Origin of the sequence: Flavobacterium sp. 5 (genome assembly GCF_002813295.1) — a bacterium.
In the GTDB taxonomy this organism is placed as follows: Bacteria; Bacteroidota; Bacteroidia; order Flavobacteriales; family Flavobacteriaceae; genus Flavobacterium.
Map to the genome: position 1 here is coordinate 3,313,787 of NZ_PHUE01000001.1, position 19,866 is coordinate 3,333,652.

The 19,866-nt window shown below is 32.4% G+C and carries 18 protein-coding genes; 10 read left to right on the forward strand and 8 right to left on the reverse strand.

Annotation, left to right across the window (positions count from 1 at the left end; genetic code table 11):
* The first annotated feature begins 90 nt into the window (after positions 1 to 90).
* The 3 genes from CLU82_RS13810 to guaB all read left to right on the forward strand — a co-directional run bounded on the left by CLU82_RS13810 (position 91) and on the right by guaB (position 3,686).
* Entirely contained in the window at positions 91 to 642 is a 552-nt protein-coding gene (locus CLU82_RS13810; protein WP_100843633.1) for a hypothetical protein, read from the forward strand.
* Positions 639 to 2,042 (forward strand): DUF5723 family protein, encoded by a 1,404-nt coding sequence (locus CLU82_RS13815; RefSeq protein ID WP_100843634.1) that lies wholly within the window; start codon positions 639 to 641, stop codon positions 2,040 to 2,042. The genes CLU82_RS13810 and CLU82_RS13815 overlap by 4 nt, the downstream gene beginning before the upstream one ends.
* Positions 2,043 to 2,213: 171 nt before the next feature.
* Positions 2,214 to 3,686, forward strand: a complete 1,473-nt coding sequence (guaB, locus tag CLU82_RS13820) for an IMP dehydrogenase (protein ID WP_100843635.1) — start codon at positions 2,214 to 2,216, stop codon at positions 3,684 to 3,686.
* Between the two features lie 130 nt (positions 3,687 to 3,816).
* Here the strand turns inward: guaB and CLU82_RS13825 are convergent, their stop codons facing one another.
* The 4 genes from CLU82_RS13825 to purB form a co-directional block, all read right to left on the reverse strand.
* On the reverse strand, positions 3,817 to 4,464 hold the full coding sequence (locus CLU82_RS13825) for a tetratricopeptide repeat protein (RefSeq protein WP_232735248.1): 648 nt from the start codon (positions 4,462 to 4,464) through the stop codon (positions 3,817 to 3,819).
* Between the two features lie 46 nt (positions 4,465 to 4,510).
* Complete coding sequence (locus CLU82_RS13830) at positions 4,511 to 6,742, reverse strand: cation:proton antiporter (RefSeq protein WP_232735249.1); 2,232 nt, start codon at positions 6,740 to 6,742, stop codon at positions 4,511 to 4,513.
* A 229-nt stretch (positions 6,743 to 6,971) separates the two neighbouring features.
* A complete protein-coding gene (locus CLU82_RS13835) occupies positions 6,972 to 7,745 on the reverse strand; it encodes a polysaccharide deacetylase family protein (protein WP_100843638.1) in 774 nt (257 codons plus the stop codon).
* A 37-nt stretch (positions 7,746 to 7,782) separates the two neighbouring features.
* Positions 7,783 to 9,129: an adenylosuccinate lyase gene (gene purB, locus CLU82_RS13840; protein ID WP_100843639.1), complete on the reverse strand. Its 1,347-nt coding sequence runs from the start codon at positions 9,127 to 9,129 to the stop codon at positions 7,783 to 7,785.
* A gap of 319 nt (positions 9,130 to 9,448) precedes the next feature.
* Between purB and CLU82_RS13845 the strand changes: the two genes are divergently transcribed.
* Together CLU82_RS13845 and CLU82_RS13850 are read left to right on the forward strand one after the other, a co-directional pair.
* Positions 9,449 to 10,744, forward strand: coding sequence for a deoxyribodipyrimidine photo-lyase (locus tag CLU82_RS13845; RefSeq protein WP_100843640.1), 1,296 nt, complete (start codon positions 9,449 to 9,451; stop codon positions 10,742 to 10,744).
* A 186-nt stretch (positions 10,745 to 10,930) separates the two neighbouring features.
* The gene (locus tag CLU82_RS13850; protein ID WP_100843641.1) at positions 10,931 to 11,842 is read left to right on the forward strand and encodes a TIGR01777 family oxidoreductase; all 912 of its coding nucleotides are present in this window, start codon (positions 10,931 to 10,933) and stop codon (positions 11,840 to 11,842) included.
* A 3-nt stretch (positions 11,843 to 11,845) separates the two neighbouring features.
* Here the strand turns inward: CLU82_RS13850 and CLU82_RS13855 are convergent, their stop codons facing one another.
* The 4 genes from CLU82_RS13855 to rmuC form a co-directional block, all read right to left on the reverse strand.
* Positions 11,846 to 12,385, reverse strand: a complete 540-nt coding sequence (locus tag CLU82_RS13855) for a YceI family protein (RefSeq protein ID WP_100843642.1) — start codon at positions 12,383 to 12,385, stop codon at positions 11,846 to 11,848.
* 165 nt (positions 12,386 to 12,550) lie between these two features.
* A complete protein-coding gene (locus CLU82_RS13860) occupies positions 12,551 to 13,099 on the reverse strand; it encodes an acyl-CoA thioesterase (RefSeq protein WP_100843643.1) in 549 nt (182 codons plus the stop codon).
* A 4-nt stretch (positions 13,100 to 13,103) separates the two neighbouring features.
* Positions 13,104 to 13,469, reverse strand: a complete 366-nt coding sequence (locus CLU82_RS13865; protein WP_100843644.1) for a 6-phosphogluconate dehydrogenase — start codon at positions 13,467 to 13,469, stop codon at positions 13,104 to 13,106.
* 6 nt (positions 13,470 to 13,475) lie between these two features.
* Entirely contained in the window at positions 13,476 to 14,846 is a 1,371-nt protein-coding gene (gene rmuC, locus CLU82_RS13870) for a DNA recombination protein RmuC (protein ID WP_100843645.1), read from the reverse strand.
* A gap of 182 nt (positions 14,847 to 15,028) precedes the next feature.
* On the opposite strand from rmuC, the gene CLU82_RS13875 reads away from it, so the two are divergent.
* From CLU82_RS13875 to CLU82_RS13895, 5 genes are all read left to right on the forward strand, one after another.
* Positions 15,029 to 15,898, forward strand: a complete 870-nt coding sequence (locus CLU82_RS13875) for a protease complex subunit PrcB family protein (RefSeq protein WP_100843646.1) — start codon at positions 15,029 to 15,031, stop codon at positions 15,896 to 15,898.
* Positions 15,899 to 16,271: 373 nt separating this feature from the next.
* Positions 16,272 to 16,751 (forward strand): RNA polymerase sigma factor, encoded by a 480-nt coding sequence (locus CLU82_RS13880; protein WP_369829048.1) that lies wholly within the window; start codon positions 16,272 to 16,274, stop codon positions 16,749 to 16,751.
* A 64-nt stretch (positions 16,752 to 16,815) separates the two neighbouring features.
* Positions 16,816 to 18,405, forward strand: a complete 1,590-nt coding sequence (locus CLU82_RS13885) for a hypothetical protein (protein ID WP_100843648.1) — start codon at positions 16,816 to 16,818, stop codon at positions 18,403 to 18,405.
* Positions 18,406 to 18,756: 351 nt separating this feature from the next.
* The gene (locus CLU82_RS13890; protein ID WP_100843649.1) at positions 18,757 to 19,332 is read left to right on the forward strand and encodes a pseudouridine synthase; all 576 of its coding nucleotides are present in this window, start codon (positions 18,757 to 18,759) and stop codon (positions 19,330 to 19,332) included.
* Positions 19,333 to 19,363: 31 nt separating this feature from the next.
* Positions 19,364 to 19,813, forward strand: coding sequence for a tRNA (cytidine(34)-2'-O)-methyltransferase (locus CLU82_RS13895; protein WP_100843650.1), 450 nt, complete (start codon positions 19,364 to 19,366; stop codon positions 19,811 to 19,813).
* Positions 19,814 to 19,866: the final 53 nt, after the last annotated feature.

The following is a 19,866-nucleotide window of genomic DNA, read 5'->3' on the forward strand; positions in this document are numbered from 1 at the left end:
GTAGTTAGGTGTTTTAATTTTTTTTTTTGTTACTTTAGTATGGTTCCAAAAAAACAGCAAACTACTGTTCTGTAATTAAAATAAATAGGTATGAAATTTACTTTTCTCAAAAATATTATTTTAATTGCTACAATAGGTTACTATTTTTTTTCATGCAGTAGTGATTTAGATTTCGACCAAGTTAATGATTTCAATACTCAACCAGTCGCAACAACAAATCTCGCATATATAAAAAATGATGCATCAGATTTTGTTTCGAATGGGACTGAAACTCCTTTTTTTTCTTATACCTCCAATGTTGAGTTTTTGAATACATCATTTGTTGAAAGTGATTTGGTTAAAACCGAATTATATTTCCGAATTAAAAACACAATTAAGAGGGCTTATATTTTTAATATTATTCTTCTTGATGAAAATGATTTGCCCATTCATACAATAACAATGAATGTGCCTGAATATAATGGAACTGAGGTTGTAGTCGAAAAAACGGAAACATTTACTACTGCAAATGTGGATATACTGAAGAGTACAACCAAAATGATTTTTTCAGTTTTAATGCTACCTGGAACGCCAATATCCGAAGATACGCTCGGGAGAGTTGAATTAAGCTCAAGTATAACTGCTTATTTCGATATAAAATGAGAAAAATATCCGTACTTCTAAGTCTTATTTTCTCTTTTTATTGTTTTTCTCAGAACAAAGAGATTTTATATAATTTCACGCCTCAACCACAAAGTTTATTGACTAATCCTGGTGCAGATGTAAAATACAAATGGTTTGTTGGAGTGCCTTTGTTGTCTGGTATTTCTGCGAATGTGGGTTCTACAGGATTTGATGCTTATAGTTTATTTGCAAATAATGGCGTTGATTTTACAACCAAAGTTAAGAATGCTGTAGCTGCTACTAACAGTAAAGATTATGTTACAGCAAATCAGCAACTCGAAATATTTACTGCGGGATTTCGTGTTGGAGGACCAGAAAGTAAATTCTATGTGTCTTTTGGAATGTACCAAGAATTGGATTCGTTTATTTACATACCAACAGATTTGGCGATATTGGCTTTGTATGGGAACAAAGATTATATGGGAAAGTCCTTTGATTTGGGTGATTTGAGTGTAAAAGCCGAGTTACTTTCTGTTTTTCATGTTGGTTTTAATAAACAAATGAATGAGAAGCTTATTCTTGGAGCACGTGGAAAAATTTATTCGAGTATTTTTAATGGAACATCTACCCATAACTCTGGTTATTTTGTAACTACTCAAGGAGAGAATTTAATTTATGACCAATCAATATATTCCAATTTGGAACTTAATACATCTGGAGTTTCGAAGTATCTCAATGAAAATTATGATGGTGATATTGCGGGCGACATGAGAGAAGATGTAACTAAAAGAGCTTTTCTAGGTGGGAATTTAGGATTAGGTTTAGACTTAGGACTTACTTATTATCCCAAACGGAATATACAACTAACAGCTAGTTTAGTAGATATAGGTTTTGTAAGTCACTCCAAAGACGTGGAAAGTTTTACTTTTAAAGGAACTTATAATTTCAAAGGAGTAATTACCGATTTTAATTCCGCAGGTACTGTAGGTGATGCCTACGATGATTTTAAAAAAGCAATTCCTTTTGATACTTTGTATCATAAATATACAACATGGCGTCCTTTGAAATTTTATTCTTCTTTTCAATATTCATTTGAAGAAGAAAGACAAACAGAATGTAATTGTGCAACAGATGAAGATTCTTGGTATCGAAGTGCAGTTGGTGGGCAGCTTTTTATAATGAGTACTCCTAAAGAGCCTATGTTGGCCTTAACAGGCTATTATAGAAGAAGAATTCTTCGAGGATTACAAATGAAAGCTACTTATACTATCGATTCTTATTCTGCCTCGAATATTGGTTTGGGGTTGACAACCAAAATTGGTATAGTTAATTTTTATGCATTAGCCGATAATCTTTTGGAATATAGAGATGTTTCGAAGGCGAATGCTCTTATATTTCAAATAGGATTTAATATTATTTCAGGCGGAAGTAATAAATAAAAAGTAATAAATTTTCATATAAAATGCAGCAATAAAATAAATTATTACAAATAGTAAAATGTTTCTTTTTTATAGCCTTTCATAATTCAATTTGAAAATAAAATAGTCTAGTAAAGTGTTTTTAGCTTTAGATTATGTATATTTGCACGCAATTCAACTACAAATTGCAACATGAAAGCACACGACTCTAAGATTATCGGCGAAGGTTTAACTTACGATGATGTATTATTAGTTCCAAATTACTCAAATGTTCTTCCTCGCGAAGTGAGTATCAAATCCAAATTTTCCAGAAATATTACATTAAATGTTCCTATTGTATCTGCAGCTATGGATACTGTAACCGAAAGTTCTATGGCAATCGCTATGGCACAAGAAGGAGGAATAGGTGTTTTGCATAAAAACATGACTATCGAACAACAAGCAGCCAAAGTCCGTAAAGTAAAACGTGCAGAATCTGGTATGATTATCGATCCAGTTACTTTATTAATGACAGCTACAGTTTCGGATGCTAAAAATGCCATGAGAGAATTTGGTATTGGTGGTATTCCAATTGTAGACGAGAATAAAATTTTAATGGGAATTGTTACCAATAGAGATTTACGTTTTGAAAAAAATGGATCGAGACCTATTGTGGAGGTAATGACTAGTGAAAACCTAGTAACTGTTGCCGAAGGAACTTCATTAGAAGAAGCTGAGGTAGTATTGCAAGGTCATAAAATTGAAAAATTACCTGTAGTAAATGATAAAAATGAATTGGTAGGTTTAATCACTTTTAGAGATATTACCAAATTAACTCAAAAACCAAATGCCAATAAAGATAAATTTGGTCGTTTGAGAGTAGCAGCTGCTTTAGGTGTTACTGCTGATGCTGTTGAAAGAGCAACTGCTCTAGTAAACGCTGGTGTTGATGCTGTAATTATTGATACTGCTCATGGACATACACAAGGAGTGGTTGATGTATTGAAAGCGGTAAAAGCTAAATTTCCAAAACTAGATGTAATTGTTGGTAACATTGCCACTCCAGAAGCTGCTTTATTTTTAGTAGAAAATGGAGCTGATGGTGTGAAAGTAGGAATAGGACCTGGTTCTATTTGTACAACAAGAGTTGTAGCAGGGGTTGGGTTTCCTCAATTTTCTGCAGTTCTTGAAGTTGCCGCTGCTATAAAAGGGACAGGAGTTCCTGTAATTGCTGATGGTGGAATTCGTTATACAGGAGATATTCCTAAAGCGATTGCAGCTGGAGCTGATAGTGTAATGCTAGGTTCATTATTAGCAGGAACAATGGAATCTCCAGGAGAAACCATTATTTTTGAAGGAAGAAAATTTAAATCATATAGAGGAATGGGTTCTGTTGAAGCCATGCAGGAAGGATCGAAAGACCGTTACTTCCAAGATGTTGAAGATGATGTTAAAAAATTAGTTCCAGAAGGAATTGTAGGGCGTGTACCTTATAAAGGAGAGCTAAACGAAAGTATGCAACAATTCGTAGGTGGTCTTCGTGCTGGGATGGGATATTGTGGTTCTAAAGATATTGCTACTTTGCAAGATACAGGACGTTTTGTTCGTATTACTGCTAGTGGTATCAATGAAAGTCACCCACATGATGTAACAATTACTAAAGAAGCTCCGAATTATTCGAGATAATTAAAGGAGAGTTATATAAAGATAAAAGGCATAGGATTTTAAAAATCTTATGCTTTTTTCTTTTTCTGAATATGTCTAAAATCATTTTGAGGTAGTGATAATCTGAAGCAGCTAATATTATTTATCCCTGTTATTTTTTCAAATATTGATCTAGTGGTAATAATATATTTTTTGAATTACTCATTTTATCAGAAAGTGATTGTGCTTCTTTAATCATATTTACGGTTAAATCACGTGTTGCAGTAATATTATTTTTAGCATTATTTTCAGGAGTTTGATCAATTTTAATAGATAGTAGAAGTAGCGACATTCCAGCAACCTTGTTCATTTTTACACCTTGTCCCCGTATATATAACATTCCTAAATTTCCAATAGCTAGTCCGTCTTTTTGCAAGGCTGCCCTGCGGTACCATTTATTAGCTTTTGCATAATCAATCGGTGTGCCTTTACCATTTTCATAAAACACCCCTAAATTGAATTGAGCATTTACATTTCCTTGTTCAGAAGCTTTATTGTACCAAATAAGGGCTTCCTTTTCATTTTTGCCAACACCCATTCCTTTTTCATACATCAAAGCTACATTGAATTGAGAATCTAGATGTCCTTCTTTAGCTGCTGCTAGAAATTTTTTGTAAGCAAGTGGCATATTATTAGCGTCAAGTGCTGCAACACCGGCAGTAAAATTTGTATTTACTTTAGTTTGTCCATAAGTTTTTACGGTTAATGCCAAAGAGGTAGATAAACATAGTGCAAAAAAAATAGTTTTGAAAAGTTTCATTTTATAGGAGGTGTTTTTTGTTAAAAAATTCAACATTAGTTAATCTTTAATCGTGAGCCAAATCCGTTAGTAGCTTTTTATCTCCAACGATCCATAAAATATCATCTTTTTCCAAAATAACATTCGATTCTGGATTTAGAGTTCTCTTTCCTCTTTTTTCGATCCCAACAATTAATCCTTTGGTTTTTTCTCTTAATTTGGAATCTTTAATGCTCTTTCCTAGAAAATTATGATTCTTTAGTTCTATTTGCCTTAAAACAATATCAGGCTCAACAACTTCGGGAGAAATATCCATTTCGTGCTGGTCTAGGTATTTTTTAAATTCTTGAACCTGCGCATCGGTTCCAATAACACACACTTCATCTCCAGGAAAGATACGTTCGTTTGCCTCTGGAATGTGAATCATGACCTCACCACGTTTTATAGAAACAATATTTACTCCTAGGTTCTCTCTAATTTGTAAATTCTTCAATGATTCACCAGCAATATTCGATTCGGCAGCAATATCAAATATAGCCATGTGCCCATCCCAAGGCGATAGATCACTTCGACTTCTTTTAGCTCTGTCAATCTCTCTGTCATTTAAATTTGTCAAAAAATGATTTTCAATTTTATGATATTGAGTGTGTAATCTTTTGTGGAAAATTAAATAGATTACTACTGCAATTATCAATGCAATTAAAGCAATTTTCGGAGAGAAGAATATATTTAGTAATAAACCAATAAAGAAAACAGATAATAAAATTCGAATGAAAAACAACATGGTCAATGGTCCACGGGATTTCCGATCATGCATTAATTGTTCTACTTCGTCTGTAGCTACTCGTCGAAAAGCTAGTGCCCATAAAAAAGGAGATAGTATTCCTAAAATTAGTAAAGCTCCCAGTGAGTTACCTAAATGATAATCATTTACTAATGGAAGTAGATATCGAGCAGAAAGCAAAATAATAGCAAGAATGATAACCACAAGCACAATTACCTGAATCAAAAAAGCATTGATTACTGTTTGCCACAAACTCACCGTTTTTATCGCCTGTGTACTAGCTGAATAACGTTCAATCCTTTTGGTCCATTTACGAGGTAATTTATGAGCTAAATACTCCGAAAAAGGTAAGGAATATTTAATCATAAACGGAGTTGTAAATACTGTCACAGCCGAAACTGCCACTACAATTGGATACAAAAAAGTATTGGTAACTTTCAATGTCACCCCTAAAGTAGCTATAATAAAAGAGAATTCTCCAATTTGAGACAAACTCATTCCAGTTCTGATGGAATCTTTTAAAGGTTGTCCTGATAATAAAGCTCCAAATGTAGAACTAATTGATTGTCCAAAAATAGTAACAACAGAAAGGATGATGACAGGTACGGCATGTTGATAGAGTACGTCTGGATTAATTAACATTCCAACAGACACAAAAAAAACAGCCCCAAAAAAATCTTTCACCGGTTTTATCAAATGCTCAATATGTTCGGCCTGAGTGGTTTCTGCAATTATAGATCCCATAATAAAGGCACCAAGAGCAGGTGAAAAACCAACATTTGCAGCAAAAATAACCATAGTCAAGCAAAGTGCCAGAGAAATAATCAATAGCATTTCGTCGGTTAGCAAATGTTTGGTTTTTTTGAGCACAGTAGGAATGATAAAAATTCCGCCCAAAAACCAAAGCACAAGAAAAAATACTAGTTTTAATACCGACATTAAAAGAGCAACTCCAGAAAATTGATTACTCACCGCTATTGTCGATAATAAAACCATCATTAATATGGCAAGAATATCTTGAACAATTAGCGATCCAATAACGATTCCTGCGAATTTTTGCGTCTTAACGCCCAATTCATCAAATGATTTTAGAATAATTGTGGTCGAAGATATCGAGAGAATCACACCTAGGAAAATGCTATCCATAGTAGGCCAACCCAGCCATTGTCCAACGGCATAACCCACAATACACATACTTACTATTTGAATTCCTGCTGTAATAGAGGCTGTACCGCCGACTTTCATTAGCTTTTTAAAACTAAATTCCAATCCTAGACTGAACAATAAAAAGATAATTCCAATCTCTGCCCAAACTTCAACACTCTTAATGTCTTTTATCGATGGAAAAAAATCAAAGTGATTCCCTGCTAGAAAACCAGCAATCAAATAACCAAGAACCAAAGGCTGTTTGAGTTTTCTAAATATCACAACAGCAATTCCAGCTGTCATTAATATTAATCCTAAATCGGTTATTAAAGGTTCTAGATGTTGTGTTGTATCCGTTACTGCACTCATGTTTTTTATTTTTAGAAGTAAATCCAGTCATTCGTTTCAAGTTCTTGGAGATAAAACTTTTTTCTTAGACTCGTAGAAGTTTCTTTCAGTCGTTTTGGACTTACAAGAAAAATAGTTTTATTTCGTTCAAGGCTTTCAACTACTATCTGGGCTAAACTGTCACTGGAGAATTATTGGGTTCGATATAAAAATAACAAATTTCAGGCTTGAAAAAGAATGAAAGGGGACTTTAATTTAATTTATCTAAATCACTTAAACGGTAAAAAGCCATCTTATGTTGTCGGACATAGCTACAAATTAGTTCCAGAGTAGCTGTTTCTGTCTGATACTTAGCTGTAATATTATTTACAGGTTTATGTCCATAAAGGATTAGTATTTTATTCTTTCGTTTGGCAAAATCTAATAATTTTAAAAGATATGGGATACTGAAATTAGGATAATCGGTATCAATGCCAATTGCTAATACTGATCGGGTGTTTTCGAAATAACAATATTGAAAAAAAGGATCTTCGGCACCGTAGGTTGTTCCTCGTACTATTTTAAACTTTTTTAAAAGAACCGAATCAATTTCAGGGTTTCTAAAACCATAAGGATAAGCAAAGGAGCTTACTTTCAAAGAATAGAATTTCATTAAATCCAGCATTGGGTTTATTTCTTCATTGATATACTTATCAATCCCATTTGCAGCTACATATTCAGGAGCTTTAAAATGATGATAACCATGTCCCGCAATTTCATGACCTTCTTTCTGTAATTCTTGGAGTTTGTTTATTTCAGGATAGCTTAACGTATTTATTTTAGAAACACAAAAAGTAGCTTTCCATGAATAGAGGTTCAATATTTTGTCAGTTTCAAACCATTCATCAACACTTGTGTCGTCAAAGGTGATAACTACTCCAGCGATAGGATGCGAGGGTTTAGGTTTTATTATCGGCTTTTTATTTTCGCATGAAAATAAAAAAAAAGTACAAAGCAATATGAATAGTAAGAGTTTCTTGTTCATAATTAACTTTGTACTTTTTTATGTAATTTTTTTAAATCTATATCCCTATAAAATTGCTTGGAGTGATTTGCATTAATTCAGCTTTAATTTCATCCGAAACATCAAGTGTAGCAATAAAACTATGAATCGCATTTTTATCAATTGCTTCGTTGGTTCTAGTCAAACCTTTCAAAGCTTCATAAGGATTTGGATAAGCTTCTCTGCGCAAAATAGTTTGAATAGCTTCCGCTACAACAGCCCAGTTTTTCTCTAAATCTTCATGAAATTTAGACTCGTTTAAAAGAAGTTTATTCAAACCTTTCAAAGTAGCTTCAAAAGAAATAATTGTATGTCCCATTGGCACACCAATGTTTCTCAAAACCGTACTGTCTGTCAAATCACGCTGTAATCTTGAAACTGGTAATTTAGCTGATAAATGCTCAAAAATAGCATTAGCAATTCCTAAGTTTCCTTCAGAGTTTTCAAAATCAATAGGGTTTACTTTGTGTGGCATAGCCGATGAACCAATTTCTCCCGCTTTAATTTTTTGCTTGAAATATTCCATAGAAACATACGTCCAAATATCTCTGTCTAAATCAATAACGATGTTGTTGATTCTTTTTAATGCATCAAAAAAGGCAGCAAAATGGTCGTAATGCTCGATTTGAGTCGTTGGAAAAGAATGATGTAGTCCTAGATTTTCCTGAACAAATTTTGTTCCGAATTGTTTCCAATCAATTTGAGGATATGCTACTTGATGCGCATTGTAATTTCCAGTTGCACCACCAAATTTAGCTGCAAAAGGAACGTTAAACAATAAACGCATTTGCTCTTCTATACGCTCAACAAAAACAGCTATTTCTTTACCCAAACGAGTTGGAGAAGCAGGTTGTCCGTGTGTACGGGCAAGCATCGGAATATTTGCCCATTCTTGACTTAAATCCTTTAATTTAGTAATCAAAGTAATCAAAGATGGCATATACACTTGTTCAAAAGCATCTTTAGTCGAAAGCGGAATTGCAGTATTATTAATATCCTGAGAAGTCAATCCAAAGTGGATAAATTCTTTGTATTCAGATAAACCAAGTTTTTCAAAAGCGTCTTTGATAAAATACTCAACCGCTTTTACGTCGTGATTGGTTACTTTTTCAGTCTCTTTAATCCAAAGAGCATCTTCGGTAGAAAAGTTTTTATAAATATCACGTAAACTATCGAAAATATTCGGGTTTACGTTTTTTAATTGTGGCAAAGGAACTTCGCATAAAGCAATGAAATATTCAACTTCAATTAATACGCGGTATTTGATTAATGCTTCTTCAGAGAAAAAAGGAGCCAGAGATGCTGTCTTACTTCTATAGCGACCATCGATTGGCGATATAGCATTCAATTCGTTTAGAGTAGTCATTTTTTGTTGTTTTTTCGAAAGGCACAAATATAGAGAGAATTTAAAGATTAGAGGGTATTAAATTTTAACTTTTGGGTGTAAATAACTCAAATTAATTCAAAAATTCGTGTAATTTGTAACTTTAAAAAATTAGAAGAGTCAACGAACAATTATCGATAAAAATAATTTGGGCATGACCGCCAGAAAAAGGCGGTCGGGCTATCCGTTCCCGCTTTTTTTATTGGGCAAAAAAAGCCCAATAAAAAAGAGCTCCACTTCTATCCCTCATGCAAAAGGCAGTCGTTGTCTAAATAATTAACAAATTGTACCATTCAAAATAATGACAAAACAAAAAGTTTCAATTTTTTGGTTCCGACGTGATTTGCGTCTGGAAGATAATGTAGCATTGTATCATGCCTTGCAGTCCGAGCATCCTGTAATTCCACTATTTATTTTCGATACTGATATTCTAAATAGTTTACCCAAAAACGATGCACGTGTAAGTTTTATACACGAATCACTCCAAAAAATTAATGCCAAATTAAATAGTTTGGGTAGCTCACTTTTAATTAAAAAAGGAACAACAACCGAAGTTTGGAAATTACTTTTCCAAGAGTTTATAATTTCTGCAGTTTTTTTAAATAAAGATTATGAACCCTTTGCTATCAAAAGAGATTTGGCTATTGAGACTTTAGCAAAAGAGAATAATGCTTCTTGTTTTTCTTTCAAAGATCAAGTAATTTTCGAAGAAAAGGAAATCACCAAAGCGGATGGATTGCCTTATACGATTTATACGCCGTATAAAAACAAATGGTTAGAGAAATACAGATCAATGGCACCAATTGTGGAATATGATACTGAAAAGCATTTCTCTAATTTCTTTAAAAGTGATTTTGAATTCCAGACCTTACAGCAAATAGGTTTTGAGGAAACTGATATAAAAGTTAAGCCGTATAATTTAACACAAATTGCTAATTATCATGAAACTCGTGATTTTCCAGCTATCGATAGCACATCATATCTTTCTCCGCATTTGCGTTTTGGAACCGTTAGCATCCGAAAATTAGTCAATTGGGCTGTTCGTAAAAACGATGTTTTCCTGAGTGAATTGATATGGAGAGAATTCTTTATGCAAATCCTATTCAGCTTTCCAAAAGTAGTAACTCATAATTTCAAATCGGCTTATGACGGAATTCAGTGGCGTAATAACGAAGAAGATTTCAAGCGTTGGTGTACAGGAAAAACAGGATATCCAATGGTCGATGCGGGAATGCGTCAGCTTAATGCAACGGGTTATATGCACAATAGAGTGCGTATGGTTGTGGCGAGTTTTTTATGCAAACACTTACTCATCAACTGGCAATGGGGAGAAGCTTATTTTGCCGATAAACTATTGGATTATGAGTTATCGGCCAATGTAGGCAATTGGCAATGGGCAGCTGGAACAGGTTGTGATGCGGCTCCTTATTTTAGAGTTTTTAATCCTGACATTCAGCTCAAGAAATTTGATGAAAAAGGAGTTTACATCCGCCAATGGATTCCCGAATTTGATTTAGGATATGTACAGCCAATGGTAGATCATGCTTTTGCCAGAGATAGAGCTATAGCTACTTATAAAGCTGGAATTTTGAAATGATTTTAGTGAATGATTTCAATGTACAATGTATAGCTAGATTTTATTACTAATTACTAAAAAACAAAAAAATATTTTAAGTATAATTTGTGTATAAAGGGCTTACGTTTAACTTCTTATTAATACTGTTAAAAATGACATTAGCTTATATTTGTAATGTTATAATTGATTTCTTGTAATTTATAAAGTATGAGTAAAAATGTTTTAATAACAGGTGGTACCGGTTTTATTGGAAGGTATCTAACTGAAAAATTATTGGAAAGAGGTTATACGGTTTCAATACTTACCAGAAATAGTAAACCAAACACAGATCGTGTTTCTTATTATATTTGGGATGTAACTTCGCAAAGTATTGAAGAGGCTGCTGTACACAATGCCGATTATATCATTCATTTGGCAGGAGAAAATATTGTCGAAGAAAGATGGACTTCCAAAAGAAAAACCTTAATTCTTGATAGTAGAATACTATCGATACAACTGATCTATGATACTTTAAAAAAGTTAAATAAAAGAGTTGATGCTTTTGTTTCGGCTTCGGGCATTGGGTATTATGGAACGGTTAATGGCGAAGGTATTTGTACCGAAAATACATTGCCTGCCAATGATTTTGTTGGAACTGTTTGTCAGGAATGGGAGAAATCGGCTGATTTAATGATAGGTTTGGGTATTCGTACTGTGAAAATTCGTACGGGTATGGTATTGGGCAAAAATGAAGGTATATTAAAAAAACTTACTCCAATTTTTAAAAAAGGTTTAGGTAGTGCTTTAGGTTCAGGCAAACAATATATGCCATGGATTCACGTACATGATTTGTGTATAATGTATATTGAAGCTATTGAAAACGGAAAAATGACAGGTTCTTATAATGCTACGATTAATGATAGTACTACGAATCTGATTTTCTCTAGAGAATTAGCAAATTCTTTTGGTTATTCGATGTGGTTGCCTAATGTCCCAGCATTTTTAATTCGACTGATGCTGGGAGAAAGAGCAGCACTTGTTTTGACAGGAAGAAGGGTTTCTTCGGATAAAATTAAAAAACTAGGGTTTAGATTTCAATTTAAAAATCTCAAAAAGGCATTAAAAAATTGCCAAAAATAAAGCTTAGTTTAAAACACATTCGATTTGTGTATTCACTTTTTTTGAAATTTTAGCAATAACAATATTAGGTATTTCAATATTGAAATCATCCGTATTCAATGTGAAATTTGAGTTCACTTGTATTCCGTTGCCTACTTTTTTAATTTTTGCGAGAACAGTAATCATTCGAGATTTTCCGTGAATGGTTAATTTTCCATTTATCAAAAAATCTTTCTCTTCTTCGGTGATTGCCTTCAAATCAAATTTTTCGATAATGCCTTTAAAAGTTGCTTTTGAATATCGGTCACTTTCCATGTAATTGCTATTAAAATGTTCTTGCATCAAATCTCTTTTGAATTGAAATTTTTTGATAACAACTGTAAAAGCAATTTCACTTTTATTGGGGATTAATGTACAGTCTACGTCATTATTTTTGGCTTCTACAGCTTCAAATAATGGCACTGATGCTTCAAAGGAAATAGCGCATTTGGATGAGCTAAATTTGTTTTGTGCATCAATGGGATAAAGGACTAATAACAGAGCTAATAGAGTAATTTTTTTCATGATCTTTTCTATTAAAGGTTGTACTTAAAGTTACGATTTTTTTTACGGTAATAGTCTTAAAATTGAGCCAAAAAAAAGGCCAATATAAAATTTTTGTTTTTTTATATTGGGCCTTTTGAAAATATTGTAAATGCTATAGAAATAGCGCTTTTATAATAAAAAGTATTAATCTAAATTGATTTGTACATTGTACTTTTTTAAACCTTCAAGAGTTTCTTTGGAAGTGTAATTGAACTCTTCTTCATGAAGTTCTCGCTCTTTTTTTAGAGCGATTTGTTTTAATGAATTGCAAAAACGTTTTACATCTTCAAAATTAGATAGAATTAGACCAGGTACTGGCACGCTATTGCCTTCATTATCTTTTGCCACCATAGTAAAATATGAAGAATTACAATGTTTTTTATTTCCCGTTTGAATGTTCTCAGCTTCTACTCGAATCCCCACAACCATAGAACTTTTTCCAACATAATTTACAGATGCTTTCATAGTTACAAGTTCACCTACTTCAATAGGTTTTAAAAAATTAACTGTATCTACGGAAGCCGTTACACAATAATTTCCGGAAAATTTAGAACCGCATGCAAAGGCAATTTGATCTAAGAGAGATAAAATATAGCCACCATGAATTTTTCCGCTAAAATTGGTATGTGAAGGTAACATCAATACAGAAATACTGACATGAGATGAAGGAACTGTTTTGTAAATTTTGTCCATAGGTTTATTTTTGGTTAAAAGGAGAGTTCTCCTTCTTTATTGTTTTGATAAAATATCTGGTTTCTCCCCACCAGAAAAAGGTTCTGTATTTTTCTTCGTATGTAAGTTTGACATATTGACCTTGGAGAGTTTTCATTTTTTCAATTACATCTTTATCACTATCCAATACTGAAAATTTAAAGATTTGTGCTCCTGAAATTCCTTGGCTTAATTCTCCTTCCCATGTTTTTACGATAACTCCTTTGTGGCTTAATCGGATTAATTCACCAGATCGAATACCATCGCTAACTGAAACGTAATAGATAAAAGCAAAATAACTTGCAAAACCAATAGTTATTAATGCAATAATAATAGCTAGAATTTTTTTCATTTTTATTTAGTTTAGAAGTGAATTATTATCTGTTTCTGCTCTTTTTAAAATGCTTTCAGGAAGTGCTTTTTTGGCTTTGGCTCCCATTTTCTTTAGTTTTTCAACGCTGGTAATTAAATTTCCTTTTCCTTCAACGAGTTTATTCATGGCTCCTTGATATTCTACTTTACTCTCTTCAATTTTCTTTCCGATTTTGATTAAATCTGCTACAAAGCCTTCAAATTTATCATATAATGCACCTGCTTGTCTTGCTATTTCAAAGGCATTTTCCTGCTGTTTTTGGTTCGCCCACATACTGTCGATAGTACGTAAAGTAGCCAATAGAGTAGAAGGTGTCACGATTACGATATTTTTTTCAAAAGCTTTATTATATAGCGTAGTATCTTCATTAAGTGCCAATGCAAAAGCAGGTTCCATAGGGATAAAAAGCAAAACAAAATCGGGGCTTTCTATCTGGTATAAATCATGGTAATTTTTTCCTCCCAATTGATCTACGTGGCTTTTTATCGAATTTACGTGTTCTCTTAAAAAGGTTTTCTTTAAGTTTTCATCTTCTTCGTTTATGAACTTTTCATAAGCTGTTAGGGAAACTTTAGAATCGACAATCATCTTTTTTCCATCAGGAAGATTGATAACAACATCAGGAAAAACGCGCTGTCCATCTTCATTGACATGCGATTGTTGTACATGGTATTCTCGGTCTTTTTCTAAGCCTGATTTTTCCAGAACTCTTTCTAAAACTAATTCACCCCAGTTTCCTTGCATTTTGCTGTCGCCTTTTAATGCTTTGGTTAAGTTCAATGTTTCTTTACTCATCTGAGCATTCATTTCACTTAAGCCAAGTATTTGTTGTCGCAAAGCTGCATGATAATCAATACTTTCTTTGTGTGTGTCTTCAACTTTCTTTTCGAATAACTGAATTTTATCTTGCAATGGTGTCAAGATATTTTTCATGTTTTCTTTGTTTTGCTCAGTAAACTTATTCGATTTTTCTTCTAATATTTTATTGGCAAGATTTTCAAATTCTTTGGTGAATTTCTCTTGAAGTTTCTCTACTTCATCTTTTTGTTCTTTGTTGCGTTCCCAAAGATTTTCAAAATCAACTTCTTTTTTAGAGAGCTGAATGGCTAGGCTGTCTTTCTCATTTCGGATATTTTCTTTTTCGGAATTAGACATTTCCAGTTGTTTCTCGAAAGTATTTTTATCCAATAAAAATTGTTCTTTTTGTTGAATCAGTTGAGAATTAAGTGCTATTAACTTTTCTTCCAGACTTACTTTTTCTGACTGAAATCTTGCAGAAAATATGAGTTTGCCAATGAAAGTGCCTATTGCAAGTGCGATAATAAAAACAACTAATAAAGGAAGAATTGATAACATAAATGTTTCTTTTTTTTAAAACGTAAAAGTACGCATTAATACGTAGTACTTAATTTTTAAAATGAAATTTCACGAATTATTATAAATCCAATGCTAAATCAACATTTTTTTATTTCATCACGCAACCTTTTTAGTACATAGCTATCTTACTATTATAAATAAACTATTAAAATATAAAAAACATGAAAAGTTTGATTTCAATAATGTTGGTAGCTCTTAGTTTTTATTCCTGTACAGATACATTAGATTCTGGCAATGTTCAAGATTGTGGTGATGTTAGAAACGTTGCTTATGAGGGGTTTAATTTTTGTGGGCAATTAAAAGAAAATCCAACGAAGCCTGTTTATGTAATTGTAAATTCAGCAGAGGAAATGCAAAAGAAGTTTACTACTTGTGAAACTTTTGATGTTGTCTTGCCAGATTTTACGACAAAAAGAATATTAGGACTTTTGTCCGGACCAAAACCTACAGGAGGTTACGTTATAAAGATTCAAACTGTAATTGAAAATGATTGTCAAATTTTAATAGAGTATTTCGAAAAAGAGCCTAGTGATAGTGACATGGTGACTACTGCAATTACATATCCTGCGGACTATATTGTACTTCCAAAATCGGATAAACCTATTTTGTTTTCCAAAGTGAATAAAATTGTTGATTATGCTATCGTAGGGACTTATTTTGGTCAATGTAATGGAACAAATTGTAATCAGTTCTTTAGAATAGAAAATTACAAAGTGCTTCAATATTCAAAACTGAATAATTTCCCTGCTGAGTTTAATACATCTGATTATAAGGCATTAGTTTATAGAGATGATTTTGCTGGTTTTCTTTTGAAAGTGCCAACTGAAATAAAAAATTTAAAAGGTCAAACTAAAACATTTGGATCACCAGACGCTCATGATCAAGGAGGGGTTTATTTTGAATGGAGTCAAGGAGGTGTAATTACTAAAATATATTTGGATGCTGATAATACTACAGATCAAACTGCAGAAGTCATTGCATTTAAAAAAGTGATTCAAGATAAAATAGTAGAATTGAAAACCAAATTATAATTATAATTGGTTTTGATCCGTTAACCCAGATTTATTTAGAAATCTGGGTTAACGGATTTATTAATATAAAGTTGGGATTGTTAAAATTTTATTTTTCAGATGAAGGAGATGGTTAACTTGTTGATCCATAATAAAATAATTTTGACAATAGTAACGAAGAGATACTTATTTTTGTAGATGATATTTGGTAAATAAATATAGAGAATAATTTGTTTTTTAAAATCATTGAAGTTGCCTTCAAAGAAGATGCATATAATACTAGTTTTTAATAAAGCTAAAAAAGTAATAGTAAATCAATACCTCAAAATTCTTGAAAGAAAGCATAGAATTAATTAAGAAATGTGTCGATAATGATCGGGAAGCACAACTGAAAATGTATCAGTTGTTTTCTCCTATGCTTTATGGGCTGTGCTTAAAATATATGCGAAATGAAGATGATGCCAAAGATGTTTTTCAAGAAGCCTTTGTAATTGCTTTTCAAAAAATAGGACAATACAAGTTTGAAGGAAGTTTTGAGGGTTGGATTAAACGAATTTTTATCAATAAATTATTAGAAACATTAAAGAAAAAGAAAAAAGATATTTTGTTTTTGGATGTTTTTGATACAGATGTAGTACAGGAAGAAGAGTTAGAATTGGTACCTATCGAACAGGAAAAATTATTAGAATATATTCAAGAATTACCAGATCAATACCGAATGGTTTTTAATTTGTATGTCTTCGAAAAAATGAAACATAAGGAAATTGCTACGTTGCTTCAAATAAGTGAGGGTACATCAAAATCAAATTTGAATAGAGCCAAAAGTATTCTGAAAAAAAAAATTTTGATGATTTTAGATTCAAAAACAGCATAAAAAAGAAATTCTGTATAGGTAAATAAAGAAAGACCTGATTGGTTTCAAAAAACTATAATTACGCATGAAAAATAAAGAAGCAAAATCTATTTTTTCTCCATTGGATAACTTCTCAAGTACTCCACCACCAGAGTTATGGGATAAAATTGAAGCTCAATTAGATAAACCCAAAAAGAAAAAGCGTGCTATTATTTGGTGGTGGGCTGCGGCTTGTGTAGTGGCTGGACTTTCTCTCCCAACTATTTGGTATGTTAATTTAAATGAAAATAATAGTCAAGAATTGAATATTGAAAATAATCTGAATGAAGTTGTTTTGCAAAATGATTCAAAAGATAATGAGAATGACAAAAAGGTAAATGGGAATAAAAGTACTACTCCTTTAGAATCTAAAAAGAATGATGTAATTGAAAACAAAGATGAAAACTTTAGTACTAAAGAGAATCGTATTTCTTTAGCCAATAGTAATTCGGGAGCAACTAAAACGGCTGCTACTATTTCATCTAAATCGGCAGACTCTCAAAACGTTAAGAATTCAAAAACTCACAAACAGAATCAATTTATTGCTGAGAGTGATGATAAATTACAATCTGACGATATAGTTACTAATAAAAATGCAACAGCTGTTAATAATTATAAATCGGCTTCCATTATTGGGATGAATAATTTTTATTCTCTGAGTAATCCAAAAGGAAATCCAAAAAGTATAATGAGTATTACTGGAAATACTAGTATTTCTGAAACGAAACAAAACAAAGAACTTGTAAAAAGTTCAAATCCTAAATCAATACAACCAAATCAAAATACAATCGTTTCTAGTTTTAATGGCAATAAAGCAATTGTAGAAAACACCAATACTAAGGATTCAATTGATATAATAAAAAAGGAAGTTGCTCAATTAGAGAATGCTTTGGCCGCGTTGGATAAGGATAAAACTAAGAAAAAAACCGAATCAGATGTTATTGATAAATGGTCGCTTCAGGTTTTTGCAGGCGTAATGGGGTCTGAAAATTATAATAATGAAAAAGCTTTGGGGAATACCGTAGCATCCAAACAATCTAGTGGTTATGGTGTGAAGACCAATTATAAGTTAAACAAAAAATGGGCTGTAAGTTCAGGCTTCAAAATTAATGAACTTGGACAAAAAATAGATGGAATTGCTTATTATGATCGAAGCAGTTTGTTGAATTTTACATCAGATACACAGCCTTTAGTACAGGGCAGCCCTTCGAATAATAGCACTATAGTTTTTGTTTCAAATAATGAAAATTATTTGTTTGCCTCAAATTCTAAGGCCAATACAGGTTTTGAAACAGGAAATGTTACCCAAAATTTGAAGTATTTTGAGATGCCATTGGAGGTTTCATACGCTCTTTTAAGCAAAAAGAAAACCAATATAAGTATGAATACAGGAGGTTTCGTAGGTAAATTAATTTCAAATGAAGTGCTATTGAATGGGAGTTCAATTGGAGAAAATAAAAATGTAAACCAATATGTTTACGGTACAGTTTTGAGTAGTACTTTGCAATATGAGTTCTATAAAAAAACCAGATTTTTCATTGAGCCTGGGATGAATTATTATATCAATCCATTAGAAAATCAATCGTTCAATCAATTTCAATGGATGTTTAATATTGGTTTAAATGTGTCTTTTTAGTTATTAGTTATAGGTTATTTTAGGTATTTAGATTTTTAATTGTGGGTAATGCCAGATTCTTTTATAGGAGTCTGGCATTTTACATTGGTTAAAATCCTCTTTCTCTATTTGATTAATTATTTATTTTGGAAGCAAAAAGACTTGGCGTTTTGGTTATGCGGGTTGCCGCTATTCGTTACAATCTTTTTGTTTTAAAGAAAAACAAAAAGGATTTTCACTTTTATCAAGGCTAAAGAGGAATAGTATTTTTAGGATAGAAACCAAACTTTGATTATAAATAAAATGCTATAAAGTTCCATTTTCATAGTACCCAAAACAAAACTATCTTTGCGTTTTAAAACTTCGAATAAAATGTCTCACCATCATTTCATGGTTCATAAACCTTACGGATATCTAAGTCAATTTATTTATGAATTGAAACGCAAGAAAAAGCTCTTGGGGGAATTACACGATTTTCCAGAGGGTACCATGGCTATTGGGCGGCTTGATGAAGATTCTGAAGGTCTACTTTTATTAACAACCGATGGAAAGATGAGCGAAATCATTCGCAGTAAAAAAGTTGATAAAGAGTATTATGTCCAAGTCGATGGAGTAATTACTCAGGAAGCAATAGATGAATTGAAAGAAGGTGTTGAAATTGGATTCGATGGAGGGAAATACAAAACCAAAAAATGTGAAGCCAGGCTTATTACTGAAATTCCTGATTTTGGACCGAGAGGTAAGAAAATAAGAGATGAGCGTCATGGACCAACCTCATGGGCTTCCATTACAGTAAATGAAGGTAAGTTTCGCCAAGTTCGTAAAATGACAGCAGCAGTTGGTTTCCCAACTCTAAGATTGGTACGAGTACGCATAGGAAACGTATATTTGAACAACTTAAAAGCAGGTGAAGTTTTAGAAGTTTCTAATTTTCAATTAAACGAATAAATAAAAAGATTACCGACTAAACCAATAAAATATGTTAAACATCGTATTAGTAGAACCTGAAATACCAAATAACACTGGGAATATTGGACGTTTGTGTGTAGGAACTGAAAGTCGTTTGCACTTAATTCATCCTTTTGGATTTGTAATTAATGATAAAAATCTGAAGCGTTCTGGACTTGATTATTGGGTGCATCTTGACGTAACCGAATACCAAAATGTAGCCGAATGGATGTCTCAAATTCCAGATAATTCAAGAGTGTTTTTGATGAGTTCACATGCTGAAAAATCGTATTTAGAAAATCAATTTCAGGATGGAGACTGGTTGGTTTTTGGAAAAGAAAGTGTTGGCCTAAGTGCTGAGGTTTTGACATTATTCGAAAATCATCTTACCATTCCTATGTCTTCTTTAATTAGAAGTTTTAACATCGCTAATTCGGTTGCTTTTGTGATTGGAGAGGCTAAAAGACAAATTGGATTATAGTTTTGTAATGAGATAGTTGAGTTGTATTTATCGTGTGATTAATAATTTTATTT